This window comes from Phytopseudomonas daroniae (assembly GCF_004327285.1).
Taxonomy (GTDB): domain Bacteria; phylum Pseudomonadota; class Gammaproteobacteria; order Pseudomonadales; family Pseudomonadaceae; genus Aquipseudomonas; species Aquipseudomonas daroniae.
The window spans coordinates 1-13,629 of the sequence record NZ_QJUI01000019.1 but is presented as its reverse complement, the minus strand read 5'-3'; the positions used below and the strand labels follow the sequence as shown (position 1 = coordinate 13,629).

The window sequence follows — 13,629 nt, the reverse complement described above, 5'->3', positions numbered from 1 at the left end:
TGGCTCAGCCTGTTACCGGTGGACGCGTAGCCGAGCGGGCCAGCAGGGCCACGACGGCGATTGCCAGCACCGGCAGCATGGCCAGATTCACCAGGTTCCAGCCCAGCCCGGTGATCAGCGCGCCGGAAGCGAATGCGGCGCAGGCCGCAACGCTGCCGTTAGCCAGTTCCATCAGTCCCTGTGCCCGTCCACGCTCCTCGGCACTGTGGGCGCTGACAAGCAACGTAGTGCCGGCTACCAGCATGAGATTCCAGCCGATCCCCAGTAGCAGCGAGGAAATCAGGAAATACATCTGTGCCTGGCCTATCAGTGCGACCAAGGCGCTGCAGCTCAATAGCGCGATGCCGGTCGCTGCTACACGTCGACCGCCGAGGCGATCCACCAGCGGGCCAGCGATCAATGCTGGCAGAAACATGCCCAGCATGTGCCACTGGATCACCTGTGCAGCACTTTCCACGGACAGGCCGCAAAAACTCATGGCCAGTGGTGTGGCGTTCATCACCAGGATCATCAAACCATGGCCAATGGCGGTAATGATCAGCGCGGAGCGAATTGCCGGACGCGCCAACAGTGTCCGCATATCGCCACGCGGAGCGACCGGGATCGCTCCTTCACGCAGTGCACTCAGCAACAAAAGCCCCAGTAGCGCCAACACGGCCAGCAACAGATAGGCCCCAACGAAGGGGGTACTCAGCGCATTACGCGCCCACAGCGTCAAGGTAGGTGCAAGTAGCGCGGCGCAGACACCACCACCGATCACCCAGGCTGCAGCGCGACCTTTATGGGCTTCATCCACCGTCTCCAAGGCTGCGAAACGGTAGTACATGGCCGAAGCCTGGTAAACGCCGATCGGCAGGGCTCCCAGGCAAAACAGATTGAAGTCCGCCAGCCAGACGCCCAGGGCGCTGATCAGCCCACCAAGGATGCCGGCTGCGGCCCCGAGCGTCAGCCCGGGACGTCGGCCGTGACGCTGCATGAACAGTGACAATGGATGAGTGGCCATCAGGTTACCCAGCACCAGCAGAGCCAGAGGCAAGGTTGCCAGACTGTTGTACGGCGACAGTTGCATACCGATCAGCGCAGTGAGTGTGATGCCGATCAGCGAGCAGCTCCAATACAGCGCCTGAGCGAAGAACAGGATCAGCAGCGCACGGTTACGCAATAGCAGCATCACATCCTCCCGCTTTGAGTACCCGCAACGTCGACGGTGGATTGGCAGACAGCTTCTCGGCCGGGCGGATTGGCCGGCGCAGCAGTTCGCCCATGCAGTTCGGGCAGTGGCCACGCAGGTGGGTGTCGGCGCACTCACTGCAGTAGGTGCATTCGAACGAGCAGATGCGCGCTTCGCTGGACTCCGGTGGCAGGTCGCGGTCGCAGCATTCGCAGTTGGGGCGCAGTTCAAGCATGGGAGCTCTCCTGACCGAAACGTTCGGCGTATTCCTGGGGGCTGATGGACAGATGTTTGTGAAAGACCCGGCGCAGGTTTTCCGGATGGCCGAACCCCGTCAGACGAGCGACCGTACCGATCGATGCCTGGGCGTCCTGGAGCAGGGCGCGGGCCGCTTCCAGGCGGATGCGTTCCACATAACGCGCAGGGCCGATCCCTAATTCCTTGGCGAAAACGCGGGACAGGGTGCGAGGTGCCATCTTTGCTTCGCTGGCCAGCGCTTCCAGGGATAGATCGCCGCCCAGATTGACGGGAATCCAGTCCAGCAATTCGGCAAGACGTGGCGTACGGCTGGGCTCGGGAGCGAGCAGGGCGCTGAATTGTGCCTGGCCGCCGGGACGGCGCAGGAACATCACCAGACGCCGTGCCACGGCCAGCGCCATGCTGCGTCCCAGATCGGCTTCCACCAGCGCCAGGGCAAGATCGATACCCGCCGTCACGCCGGCGGACGTGAACAGGTGCTGGCTGCCATCGGCTGCAGTGGGGTCGTAGGTATGCAGGCAATCGGCATCCACCCGCAACCTGGCGTGCTGACGCAGTGTGTCGATATCGGCCCAGTGAGTGGTTACCCGCTGGCCGTCGAGCAGCCCTGTACGAGCCAGGATCAGCGCGCCCGAACATACCGAACCGAGCCTGCGGATATGCGGCTCGGCGCTGCGCAGCCAGGCCAGCAAGGCCTGGTTCTCGCACTGCGTCGTTTCGCCGATACCGCCGGGAATCAGCAGGGTATCCAGCCCGGCGGGATCACAATTGCTCCAGGCCGCGTCGGCCATCAGGCGCATCCCGGAGGAGCTAGCTACCGGCCCGGCCCGTTCGCCGAGTATCAGCAGTCGGTAAGCATCGCCCAATCCCTGGCGATTACGCTCCACATTGGCGGAGGCGAACACCTGCAGCGGGCCGACTACATCCAGGCTCATGAAGTCCGGATAGATCAGGGCGGCGATGCATTTGATGTCGTCCATGGCGATCCCTCAGGAAAGATGGACAGAGTGTGCGCGGGCGAGAGAGTGGCGGCAATGACATTAACCCCACATATCTCGCCACTCTATGGGCGTGGCTCAGGCGCTGGGGAGCTTTTCCAGAAAGCGCATCAGCAGGCTTTCTTCCGAGCGCAACCCCTTGCGGGCCGCTGCCAGGCGTAGATCGGAAAGATCGCCAGCGTGGAAGGCATCGATCAGCGCTGGGTGGATATAGCATTTGCGGCACACCGCCGGGGTGTTGCGCAGCTCCTCGGCGACCAGCTTGACCATTGCCGCCACATGCTTCTTGGCCGAGCTTTCCGGCTGCCATTCGAGCTTGCGCAAGAGCGACAGCGCCAAGGCACTGCCGGCCCAGGTGCGGTAATCCTTGGCAGTGAAATCGGCACCCGTCAGCTCGCGCAGGTAATCGTTGATGTCAGTGGAGGTCACGGTATGGCGGTCGCCCTGCGCATCGAGGTACTGGAACAGGTGCTGTCCCGGAAGCTCCAGGCAGCGCCGGATGATGCGTGCCAGGCGCCTGTCGCTGACTTCCACTTCATGCTCGATCCCGCTCTTGCCTCGAAAGTGGAAACGAATGGCGCTGCCCTGCACCTCGACGTGGCGGTTGCGTAGGGTCGTCAGGCCGTACGAGCGATTTTCCTTTGCATAGCGTACGTTGCCGATGCGGATCAGGGTGTTGTCGAGCAGGGTGATGACCGTTGCCATGACCTTTTCACGACCATGCTCGGGTAGCAGCAAGTGCTGCTCCACTGCCTGACGCAATTTCGGCAGGGCTTTGCCGAACAGCAGCAGATTGGCGTACTTGTCGGTGTCGCGTACTTCACGCCAGCGTGGGTGATAGCGGTACTGCTTGCGCCCGCGGGCATCGCGGCCGGTGGCTTGCAGGTGGCCTTTGGGATCCGGGCAGATCCATACGTCGACGTAAGCGGGCGGTATGGCTAACGCATCGATGCGGGCCACCTGCCGGGTATCGCGAATACGCTCCCCGCTGGGATCGAAATAGCAGAATTTGCCGCGAAGTTTGCGCCGAGTGATGCCAGGGCCACTGTCATCGACGTAATGCAGGTCACTCGGTAGTTCGGGGATTAGCGGTGAGTCGGTCATCGACGGTTCGCCGATACAGCACCAGGGGCGGAAGCGACAGTGATGCCAGCAAGGTGGTGAACGGCAGAATGCGTCAGCGGAGACAGCGGTATTTTAATGACGTTGTACATGCCGGCCAGCTCGTTGCGACGGATAAAGACTTAGCCAGCCGAATACGGCGGGAAGTTCAGTCTTTTCCAGGTGCGGTGAGCCAATCGGTAAAGCGGAAGGGAGATGTTTCAATACCGAGACAAGTTGCCGCACCAAAGGTACGGCAACTTTCATGGGAGCAATGAAAGGCGAGCGATTAACGCTCTATTCCGGCATGCTCCACGGGGCGAGGTCGAAACCTTTGCGGCTCAGCTCGTCGCGGGATTTTTTCAATGCCTTGGCCAATTCTTGCGGATCGCTGTAAATGCTGCTGGTGAGTTGCGTGCGATCGATCAGGCGAGTGCTGGTGCGGTCTACGACCGTCAGGCTCAGTACGCCGGTGCCATCCTGGGGTGTCCAGGCGACACAGTGAAAAGGTTGAAAGGCACGATCGGCAATCAGCAGTGCATCATTGAAACGCAGCGAAGCGTTCATGGGGTCGGTTCTCCGAGGTTTTCCCAATGATTCATAGTGTCAGCGATGTGTTAACGCTGACGTTCATAGCTGTTGATGATCCGATGAGCCCTGCAAGTCACATCCAAATGAATTAATTTTTCAAAAAAATGAAAATTAAATTGTGAAGTTGACGAGCATCAAAGTTTTCAAGGGTTAGAACAGTCAGTTGCTTTACCAACCATTGAAACGACACCAACACTTAATAGGAAAATAACGCAGAGCGTCGGTTCCATTTGGTTCCGGTTTTTTTATCAATAGCGGCAAATGTTTAGGTGCAGTGATCGAATTGCTGCCAGTTTTCCGACATTGCTTGGGTCGACGCTGCCAAGGGCATGCTGGGGCTCAAAGAGGCTGCAGATGATCGGCTAGGTGGCCGCTTTCAACCAGCTCGAGAAATTCGTCACCCAGACGCTGGCTTTCATCCATCGCCAGGCGCCAATAGCGCTCGCGCCCGGCATCGTCGCCCAGAAAACGGCTGAAATCCTTGCGATCCGGCAGCTTGCCGTAGGGTAGGCGTGCCAGGTATTCGCGAGACGGAGCCAGCAGCAGGACATCCTGCAGGCGCGTGGCGTCACCGCGACGCCAGGGCATGCCCTTGTCGAACCAGCCGGGGATGATGCGATCGGTAAAGTGCGGGTACAGCACGATGCCGTCACCGCTGTAAGGCAGATCCAGATGATAGTCGAGCAGGCCGCCGTCGCGGTACGTGCCGGGGCCGGCGCCGGGAATGTCACGCACGCCTTGCATCACGAAGGGAATCGAGCCGGAAGCCAGCAGTGCATGGCGAAGATTGCCGACATCCAGAGGCAAGCAGCGCGAAGGGAAATCGGTGAGTGGGTGCAGTGGTGGGGCCAGACGTGCGTCGTGCAGGATCACCCGTTCGAAGTGACGGGCCAGGCGAGGGCGGCCCAACAGGTTGCTGCCTATCACCGACGAGAGTCCCAGCCCCAGCGTACGTCGCCCGTCCTCGGCAAGCCGACCATGGCTTTTCACCACGACGATATTGAGCCGGTAATGGGCGTTGTCGAGCACCGCGGCATCCTGCTGTTGCAACAGCTCGTCGAGCATCTGCGTACAGCGGCGCGACACCTCGACCATGCTCACGCCCTTGGCGAAGCGCATGCCGGTATAGAGCTCGCCCAGGCGCCGCAACGCCACGGCTGGCTCAGGCAAACAGGCACTGGCGAAGCGCCAGGAACCAATCGAAGCGCCGATCAGCGAACGCTCCCGCGGAACGCGTGCCAGCCAGTCACCGAACAACGCGATATCCAGGCCTTGAATACCGAGCGCCTTGGGGCCACCCGCGGCACCCGGCAATGTACCGACATCCGCCGGTTGCAGATTCTGCTCGCGGATGCGCGCAAGAGCGCGGCGGCCGGCTTTGAGGGTAAGGGCGGGATACTTGATCTGAATGGCACTCATACCGGTCTCCAGGTGTGAGGTGCCAGTATAGGGCGCGGACAGTATGCGATTCAGTTTGAATTAAGTCGCCTCCCTTAATCTGAACATCGTCGAAACAGATAACCGGGAGATCACCGTGAAGAAACTGACTGCATTGTTCGCTGGCGCTGCCCTGACGGCCACCGCCGGTATCGCCCAGGCCCGTGACCTGGGGCCGGATGAGGCGCTGGAATTGTATGAAGCCGGCACCATCCAGTCCTTCGAAAAGCTCAATGAAGCTGCCCTTGCCCAGCATCCGGGCGGTAAACTGGAGGACACCGAGCTCGAGGAGGAATACGGTCGCTATCTCTATCAGGTAGAAGTGCGTGACACCCAGGGTCGCAAATGGGATGTCGAACTGGATGCGACCAATGGCACCATCCTCAAGAACCATCAGGATGATTGATGAAAGGCACCCCGGTTTTACGCTTCATTTCCATCGTGCTGCTGGTGACGCTGACCTGCGCCGCCAGCGCGCGGGATCTGGATCAGGACGAGGCGCGGGATCTGCGCCTGAGCGGCGTGATCCTGCCGCTTGACCAGTTGATGCGCGCAGCGCTGGAGCGCTACCCCGGCGCGACACTGCTCGAGGCCGAGCTGGAGGAAGAAGACGACGTCTTCGTTTACGAAGTGGAACTGCTGACCCAAGAAGGCGTGGTTCGCGAATTGGAACTGGACGCCCACGATGGGCGGATACTGAAGGACGAGGTAGACGACTGACATGCGCCTGTTGCTGGTGGAAGACCATGTTCCTCTTGCTGATGAGCTGACCGCCTCGTTGATCCGGCAGGGCTATGCGGTGGACTGGCTGGCCGATGGCCGCGATGCCGCCTACCAGGGCGCCAGCGAGCCTTATGACCTGATCATTCTCGACCTCGGTTTGCCCGGCAAACCGGGGCTCGAGGTGTTGCAGGAGTGGCGCAAGGGCGGCCTCGTTACCCCGGTACTGATCCTTACCGCGCGCGGCTCCTGGGCCGAGCGTATCGAAGGGCTGAAGGTCGGTGCCGACGATTACCTCACCAAACCTTTCCATCCCGAAGAGTTGCAGCTGCGCATTCAGGCCCTGCTGCGGCGTGCTCGTGGCCTGGCCAATCAGCCACAGTTGCAGGCTGCTGGCCTGCATTTGGATGAAGGCCGGCAATGCGTCAGCCGTGGCGATCAGGAAATCGAACTGACCGCCGCGGAGTTTCGCCTGTTGCGCTACTTCATGCTGCATGCCGGGCAGATTCTCTCCAAAAGCCACCTGGCCGAGCACCTCTACGACGGTGAAACCGAGCGTGATTCCAACGTCATCGAGGTTCACGTCAATCATCTGCGCCGCAAGCTCGGGCGTGAGGTGATCGAAACCCGCCGCGGCCAGGGCTACCGGTTCAGCGGTAGCGCCGCTTGAGGTCGATTCAGCGGCGCCTGAGTCTCGGGCTGATCAGCGTCCTGCTGGTCATTGGTCTGCTGCTGGCGCAAACCTGCCTATGGTTGTTCGATAACAGCCTGCGCCGCTACATGCAGTCCGGCCTGGAGGAGGAGGCGCAATCGCTGCTGGTCGCGCTGGTGCGCGGGCCTTCGGGCATCCAGCTGGATGAGTCGCGGCTCAGCGCGGCTTTTCAGCGCCCTTATTCCGGTCTTTATTTCCGTATCGACTTCGCCGACAAGAGCTGGCGTTCGCGCTCGCTGTGGGACAGCGAACTGCAGCCCAGCGATGTGGATGGCCTGCAGCCCGAACTGCAGGACGGGCCCCAGGGGCAATTGCTGGTGGCCTACCGCGGGGAGTACCGGCGATTTGGCCAACAATTGACCATCTCCGTGGCGCGTGACTACACGCCCGTGCTGGAAAGCTTCCGGCGCGTGCAACGCATCGGCCTCGGCCTGGGGCTTGGCAGCCTGGCGCTGATTCTGTTGCTGCAGCGCCTGGCCGTCAGCCGGGCGCTGCGCCCGCTGGAACAGACACGAGTACAGATCGCCCAACTGCAGGAAGGCCAGCGTTCCGAACTGGATGAAAGGGTGCCCGAGGAGCTGGAGCCCCTGGTCGAGCAGATCAACCATCTGCTGGCCCACACCGAAGAAACCCTGAAGCGCTCACGCAACGCCCTCGGCAACCTCGGGCACGCCCTGAAGACGCCGCTGGCGGTGCTGGTCAATCTGGCTGCTCGGGACGAACTGCGCGCCCACCCGGAGCTGCGTGACAACCTGATCGAACATCTGCAACAGATCGAGCAGCGTATCGCTCGTGAGTTGGGGCGTGCCCGCTTGGCCGGCGAAGCCTTGCCCGGTGCTCATTTCGATTGCCAGGAAGAACTGCCGGGATTGTTCGCGACTCTGGGCATGATCCACGCCAGTGACCTGAAGCTGAGCTGGCAGACCACACCGCCAGACTTGCGCTTGCCGCGCGACCGCGAGGATCTGCTGGAACTGCTCGGTAATCTGCTCGATAACGCCTGCAAATGGGCTGACAGCCAGGTACGCCTGCATATCGAGCGCACGGCCGAGGCCTATGTTCTCACGGTCGATGACGACGGCCCGGGGATCGAAGGCGAGCGTCGTGAGGACGTGCTCAGCCGTGGCATTCGCCTGGATGAGCAGACCGCCGGACACGGCCTGGGGCTGGGCATCGTGCGCGATATCGTCGACGCCTGGGGCGGCACGATATCGCTGCATGACAGTGATCTGGGTGGGCTCCGCGTCAGGGTCGGACTGCCGCTGCGCACGCGCTGAACGGCAGCTCGACCAGCCCGCTTACATGCCGTTGGTGAACGCCGGATCACTGAGATCGATGTTCGCACGCACCGGTTTCAGGGCTTCACCGTACTGAGCGAGGATGTCCAGGGTGTAATCGATACGCGCACGAATGCGGATGTCGTCTTCACTGACCGGTTGCTCGTCGTTCAGCACCTTGGTCACCTGGCGGATGATCAGGTGCTCCGGCAGGTAGTTCACGCGACAGTTCTTGTAGCTCGAGCTGCGCAGCTCGGCGATCGGGCTGCCGCCGCCAATGCCCGAAGAAACGCCGACCAGCAGACCCGGCTTGTGCGCCAGTTCGGCCTTGCTGGCATAGATGAAGAAGTTCTTGATCGCCGGCCCGGCCATACCGTTCCACTCGGGAGCGATCACCACCACCGCATCGGCACTTTTCAGACGTTGGCTGTAGTCCGGCCAGGTGCCTTTGTCTTCGGCCGGCCACAGGGGCAGGGGGCCTGTGCCCAGATCGATGATCTGGCTCAGTTCGGCGCTGGTCTTGCCCAGCGTGATCAGGCGTTGGCGCAGAAAGTGGGCGATTTTTGCGGATTGGCTGTCAGGGCGGCTTGAGCCGGCAACCAGGACGATATCGAGCATGTGGATCCTCCATTGATAAAAGGCGTGAGGCTAATGCCCGTTGCCAGAAGCGGGAAAGACGTTTGTGCTATTTGCTTAGAACCGTTCTTGCGGTGCGTTCGATAAACCTTGTGGCCATTCTCGTGCGGATTTTTGACACCCAAGTCAGCTTCCGGCAGAGTGCGACGCTTTTTGTGGACAGCCACCCTTGGCTGCCACCCCAACGGGCCGTCGCTTGCGCGGTGATTCCAGGAGCCTTTCATGAACGCAGTTATCGCCGCCGTCGGCATCATGCTGATTCTCAGCCTTTGCCGGGTGCACGTGGTGGTGGCGCTGATCGTCGGCGCTCTGGCAGGCGGGATGATCGGTGGTCTGGGCATCGAAGGCTCACTGGCCGCGTTCAACAAAGGTCTGGGTGGTGGTGCCACCGTGGCGCTTTCCTATGCCTTGCTGGGGGCCTTTGCCGTGGCGATCGCCAAGTCGGGGCTGGCCCACGCGCTCGCCGACAAGGCACTGGTCATGGTCGGGCGGCAGGATTCGCGTGGCGGCGGTTCGCTGAAGTGGATGCTGGTGGGGCTGCTGTTGGCAGTCGCGATTTCTTCGCAGAACATCCTGCCGATCCATATCGCCTTCATCCCGTTGCTGGTGCCACCGCTGCTTTTCGTCATCACCCGGTTGCAGATCGACCGACGACTGATCGCCTGCGTGCTCACCTTCGGTCTGATCACGCCCTACATGTTCCTGCCGGTGGGTTTCGGCAACATCTTTCTCAACGAAATCCTGCTGGCCAACGTGGTACGCAGCGGAGTGGATGTGACAGGCGTGAACGTCAGCCATGCCATGCTGATCCCGGCCATGGGGATGGTCACGGGTCTGTTGCTGGCGCTGTACAGCTACCGTCGCAAGCGCAGTTACGACTTGGCGCTGGTCGAGCGTACCGAGCGCGTGGATGTCGCTTACAACCGCCGCAGCCTGGTGGTAGCGGGTGTGGCCGTGGCCATCGCGTTCGGCGCGCAACTGTGGCTCGATTCGATGATCATCGGCGCGCTGCTCGGTTTCGTGGTGTTCTCCGCTTCGGGCATCGTGCGCTGGAAGGAAACCGACGATCTGTTCACCGAAGGCATGAAGATGATGGCGATGATCGGTTTCATCATGATCGCCGCCTCGGGTTTCGCTGAAGTGATGCGCGAGACCGGCGAAGTCAAAGGGTTGGTGGACGCCAGCGCCGCGTGGATCGGCGACAGCAAGGGCCTGGGCGTGCTGATGATGTTGCTGGTCGGCCTGCTGGTGACCATGGGCATCGGCTCGTCGTTTTCCACGGTGCCGATCATTGCCGCGATCTTCGTACCGCTCTGCATGCAAATGGGCTTCAGCCCGCTGGCCACGGTATGCATCGTCGGCACCGCCGGCGCCATTGGCGATGCCGGTTCGCCTGCCTCGGACTCGACCCTGGGCCCGACCGCCGGCCTCAATGTCGACGGCCAGCACAACCATGTCTGGGACACCGTGGTGCCCACCTTCCTGCACTACAACCTGCCGCTGCTGGTGTTCGGCTGGGTCGCCGCGATGGTGCTGTGACGGCTGCGCATCGCTCATGCAGCGTTAAAAAGGCTGGAGGCGCCAGCCGCTAAACCACTTGCATCCTGAAGCGAGCCTTTGAGCGGGGTCATGATGTGCCCGTTCGACGGTTGGGTTTAACGTTCTCGACGGGGCTGCCGATATGGATGGTAGCTCCGTTGTATTTCGTATGGCTCACAAGGAAAACAAAAATGCGCCTGACCTTGAAATCGAAAGTCGTTCTGTTGGCTCTGATCCCCGTATTGCTGTTCGCTGTGGTGCTCAGCGGTGCTGCGGCCAAGGTGCTGTACGGTTTGGCCGAGCAGGAGGTGGAAGAAACCCGCAGCCGCCTGCTTGAGGAAAAACGCAGCGAACTGCAGAACTACATGTCCATCGCACTGGGATCCGTACAGCAGTTGTACGACGCGGCGCCCAATGGCGATCTGGCCAGTCGCGAGCAAGCCATCGCCATTCTGGCGAAGATCAAGTACGGCGAGGATGGCTACTTCTTCGGCCATGATTCCAATGTGGTGCGACTGTTCCGCAGTACCAGCCCGGTGGACGTCGGCAACGATCTTTCGAATCGGCGCGATGTAAACGGCGTGTACATCAACCGCGAACTGGTGCGCGTTGCCAAGGACAACAGCTACTACGTCAATTATTCCTCGCCGTTGCCCAGTAACGAGGCGGTGCAGGTGCCCAAGCTCGCCTACAGCTACTACCTGCCGAAATGGGACATGGCCATCGGTACAGCGCTGAATCTCGACGGCGTCGAGGCACAGATCGCCGGGGTGCAGGAAGAAATCGACCAGCGTGTAGGCACCATCATCACCAGTATCATGGTTATCGGCGGGGTGTTGCTGGTGGTGTTCGGCGTGGTCGGTCTGATCCTCAGCAACACCTTTCTGCGTCCGTTGCAACAGATCAAGGCCAACCTGGACGACATCGCCGCCGGCGAGGGCGATCTGACCCGGCGTCTGCCCATCGACAGCAACGACGAGCTGGGAGAGCTGGCCGGCTCGTTCAACCGTTTCGTCGAGAAGGTGCATGGTCTGGTGCGGCAGATCGTCGAAATGACCGGCCAGTTGACCGAGCTGGTCGGCCAGGTCTCCGCCCAGGCCCAGCGTTCGGAACAGGCCATGGAGCGTCAGCGCCATGAAACGGATCAGGTCGCCACAGCCATCAACGAGATGTCCGCCGCGGCCCACGAAGTGGCGAAGAGCGCCCAGGGCGCTGCAGAAGCCGCACAGCAGACGGATCGCGAAGGCCAGGCGGCCAAACAGGTGGTGGACGGCAGCATCGCACGTATCCACTCTCTGGTCGGCGACATTCGCGGCAGCGGCACATCTCTCGATAACCTGCAGAAGGACGTGCACTCGATTGTCAGTGTGCTCGACGTGATCCGCTCGATCGCCGAACAGACCAACCTGCTGGCCCTCAATGCGGCCATCGAAGCCGCGCGCGCCGGCGAGGCTGGCCGTGGCTTCGCCGTGGTCGCCGACGAGGTGCGGGCGCTGGCCAGTCGTACCCAGCAAAGCACTCAGGAGATCCAGGGCATGATCGACCGACTGCAGAGCGGCACGCGGGACGCGGTCAACGCCATGCGTCAGTCCAGCGATGCCGGCGACATCACCAGCGAACAGGCCAACAAGGCCGGCACCTCGCTGGATGCCATCGCCGGGCTGATCGGTACCATCAATGCGATGAACGCGCAGATCGCCAGCGCCGCCGAGGAACAGACCGCAGTGGCCGAGGAGATCAACCGCAGCGTGCATCAGATCGCTGGAGCGGTGGACAGCGTCGCCGACGAAACCCGCCAGGGCGCGCAGACGGCACGCAGTCTGGCGCAGTTGGGGCAGGGCCTGGAGCAGTTGGTGCGTCAGTTCAGGATCTGAGCAACGTGGGCAGGGACGCCTTCAAGAAGTTTCTCGCACTTTGTCTGGGCCGCAGGTGACTAATGGGCATACCCCATCCTGTGATCCGAACATGCCGACTACCTCCCTCGAAAAGAAAACCTTCATCCTCCTGCTCGTCCTGGTGACGATCGCTTTTTTCTGGATCCTTTTGCCATTCTACGGCGCGGTGTTCTGGGCGGTGGCACTGGCGGTGGTGTTCGCGCCCCTGCAGCGGCGCATGGCCCGGCGCATCGGCGGGCGTGGCAACCTGTCGGCTTTGCTGACGCTGGTCATCTGTCTGCTGGTGGCGATTTTGCCGGTGATTTTCATTACTTCGGCAATGGTGGCCGAAGGCACCAGCCTCTATCAACGCATCGAGTCCGGCGAGCTGGATGTCGGTGCCTACGTCACCAGTACCAAGGATATGTTGCCAGCGTTCCTGCAGCAGCAACTCGACCGCTTCGGCATGGACGATATGGATGGCCTGCGTGAGCAGATCTCCAGCAGCGCCGCGGCTGGCAGCCAGTACCTGGCGACCAAGGTGTTCGCCATCGGCCAAGGCACTTTCCAGTTCATCATCAGCTTCTTCGTCATGCTTTATCTGCTTTTTTTCCTGCTGCGCGATGGGCAGGAACTGGTGCGCGATATCCGCATGGCCATTCCGCTGGGCGAAAACACCAAGCGTCGCTTGCAGATCAAGTTCACCCGGGTGGTACGCGCCACGGTGAAAGGCAATATCGTCGTTGCTGCGGTACAGGGCGCTTTGGGCGGCTTGATCTTCTGGGGGCTGGGCATTTCCAGCCCGTTGCTGTGGGGCGTACTGATGGCCTTTCTGTCGCTGCTGCCGGCGGTCGGGGCGGGCCTCGTCTGGGCCCCGGTGGCCATTTACCTGTTTCTCAACGGCAGCATTTGGCAGAGTGTGGTGCTGACCCTGTTCGGTGTGCTGGTGATCGGCCTGGTAGACAACATCCTGCGTCCAATTCTGGTCGGCAAGGACACCCGCATGCCCGACTACCTGATCCTGATTTCCACCCTGGGCGGCATGGCACTGTTTGGCCTGAACGGCTTCGTTCTCGGCCCGCTGGTCGCGGCGCTGTTCGTTGCCAGCTGGAACCTGTTCAGCGCTGGCAAGAAGACGGTCAGATTGCCGGAATAACGCGACGTCGAAAGAAAAAACGGCTGCCCCAGGCAGACTGTGTGAAAACCTAGCAGTCTGAAGGCGAGTTGAAGACAATGCCTCTATCGGTTGATAGGGGCATTGTCGTTTATGGGCTATATCCAGGGCGAAGGTCGCGAGCAAAGCAGCCTGTTTCCG

14 protein-coding genes are annotated in these 13,629 nt (G+C 61.4%); 7 read left to right on the top strand and 7 right to left on the bottom strand.

Annotated features, from left to right (window positions below; translation table 11 throughout):
* Nucleotides 1-4: 4 nt before the first annotated feature.
* The 6 genes from DNK06_RS19695 to DNK06_RS19670 all read right to left on the bottom strand — a co-directional run bounded on the left by DNK06_RS19695 (nt 5) and on the right by DNK06_RS19670 (nt 5,538).
* Nucleotides 5-1,168, bottom strand: a complete 1,164-nt coding sequence (locus DNK06_RS19695; protein ID WP_242674727.1) for an MFS transporter — start codon at nt 1,166-1,168, stop codon at nt 5-7.
* Nucleotides 1,155-1,406, bottom strand: a complete 252-nt coding sequence (locus DNK06_RS19690) for a DUF1272 domain-containing protein (RefSeq protein ID WP_131181698.1) — start codon at nt 1,404-1,406, stop codon at nt 1,155-1,157. Before DNK06_RS19690 ends, DNK06_RS19695 begins: the two co-directional genes overlap by 14 nt.
* The gene (locus tag DNK06_RS19685) at nt 1,399-2,409 is read right to left on the bottom strand and encodes a GlxA family transcriptional regulator (protein WP_131181697.1); all 1,011 of its coding nucleotides are present in this window, start codon (nt 2,407-2,409) and stop codon (nt 1,399-1,401) included. The genes DNK06_RS19690 and DNK06_RS19685 overlap by 8 nt, the downstream gene beginning before the upstream one ends.
* Before the next feature lie 96 nt (nt 2,410-2,505).
* Nucleotides 2,506-3,531, bottom strand: coding sequence for a DNA topoisomerase IB (locus DNK06_RS19680; protein WP_131181696.1), 1,026 nt, complete (start codon nt 3,529-3,531; stop codon nt 2,506-2,508).
* Nucleotides 3,532-3,825: 294 nt separating this feature from the next.
* Nucleotides 3,826-4,095 (bottom strand): hypothetical protein, encoded by a 270-nt coding sequence (locus DNK06_RS19675; protein WP_131181695.1) that lies wholly within the window; start codon nt 4,093-4,095, stop codon nt 3,826-3,828.
* A 363-nt stretch (nt 4,096-4,458) separates the two neighbouring features.
* The gene (locus DNK06_RS19670) at nt 4,459-5,538 is read right to left on the bottom strand and encodes a patatin-like phospholipase domain-containing protein (protein WP_131181694.1); all 1,080 of its coding nucleotides are present in this window, start codon (nt 5,536-5,538) and stop codon (nt 4,459-4,461) included.
* A gap of 115 nt (nt 5,539-5,653) precedes the next feature.
* On the opposite strand from DNK06_RS19670, the gene DNK06_RS19665 reads away from it, so the two are divergent.
* The 4 genes from DNK06_RS19665 to DNK06_RS19650 are packed head-to-tail and all read left to right on the top strand — an operon-like array spanning nt 5,654 to nt 8,265.
* Nucleotides 5,654-5,962, top strand: a complete 309-nt coding sequence (locus DNK06_RS19665; RefSeq protein ID WP_131181693.1) for a PepSY domain-containing protein — start codon at nt 5,654-5,656, stop codon at nt 5,960-5,962.
* Entirely contained in the window at nt 5,962-6,276 is a 315-nt protein-coding gene (locus tag DNK06_RS19660; protein ID WP_131181692.1) for a PepSY domain-containing protein, read from the top strand. The genes DNK06_RS19665 and DNK06_RS19660 overlap by 1 nt, the downstream gene beginning before the upstream one ends.
* A gap of 1 nt (nt 6,277) precedes the next feature.
* On the top strand, nt 6,278-6,946 hold the full coding sequence (locus DNK06_RS19655; RefSeq protein WP_131181691.1) for a response regulator transcription factor: 669 nt from the start codon (nt 6,278-6,280) through the stop codon (nt 6,944-6,946).
* Entirely contained in the window at nt 6,943-8,265 is a 1,323-nt protein-coding gene (locus tag DNK06_RS19650; protein WP_131181690.1) for a sensor histidine kinase, read from the top strand. The genes DNK06_RS19655 and DNK06_RS19650 overlap by 4 nt, the downstream gene beginning before the upstream one ends.
* 21 nt (nt 8,266-8,286) lie before the next feature.
* Here the strand turns inward: DNK06_RS19650 and DNK06_RS19645 are convergent, their stop codons facing one another.
* Entirely contained in the window at nt 8,287-8,883 is a 597-nt protein-coding gene (locus DNK06_RS19645; RefSeq protein ID WP_131181689.1) for an NADPH-dependent FMN reductase, read from the bottom strand.
* 240 nt (nt 8,884-9,123) lie between these two features.
* On the opposite strand from DNK06_RS19645, the gene DNK06_RS19640 reads away from it, so the two are divergent.
* The 3 genes from DNK06_RS19640 (at nt 9,124) to DNK06_RS19630 (ending at nt 13,470) form a co-directional block, all read left to right on the top strand.
* On the top strand, nt 9,124-10,440 hold the full coding sequence (locus tag DNK06_RS19640) for a Na+/H+ antiporter family protein (RefSeq protein WP_131181688.1): 1,317 nt from the start codon (nt 9,124-9,126) through the stop codon (nt 10,438-10,440).
* A 191-nt stretch (nt 10,441-10,631) separates the two neighbouring features.
* Complete coding sequence (locus tag DNK06_RS19635; protein WP_131181687.1) at nt 10,632-12,314, top strand: methyl-accepting chemotaxis protein; 1,683 nt, start codon at nt 10,632-10,634, stop codon at nt 12,312-12,314.
* Nucleotides 12,315-12,405: 91 nt separating this feature from the next.
* Nucleotides 12,406-13,470 carry an AI-2E family transporter gene (locus DNK06_RS19630; RefSeq protein WP_131181686.1) on the top strand — a complete coding sequence of 355 codons (1,065 nt, stop codon included), beginning with the start codon at nt 12,406-12,408 and terminating at the stop codon, nt 13,468-13,470.
* Nucleotides 13,471-13,629: the final 159 nt, after the last annotated feature.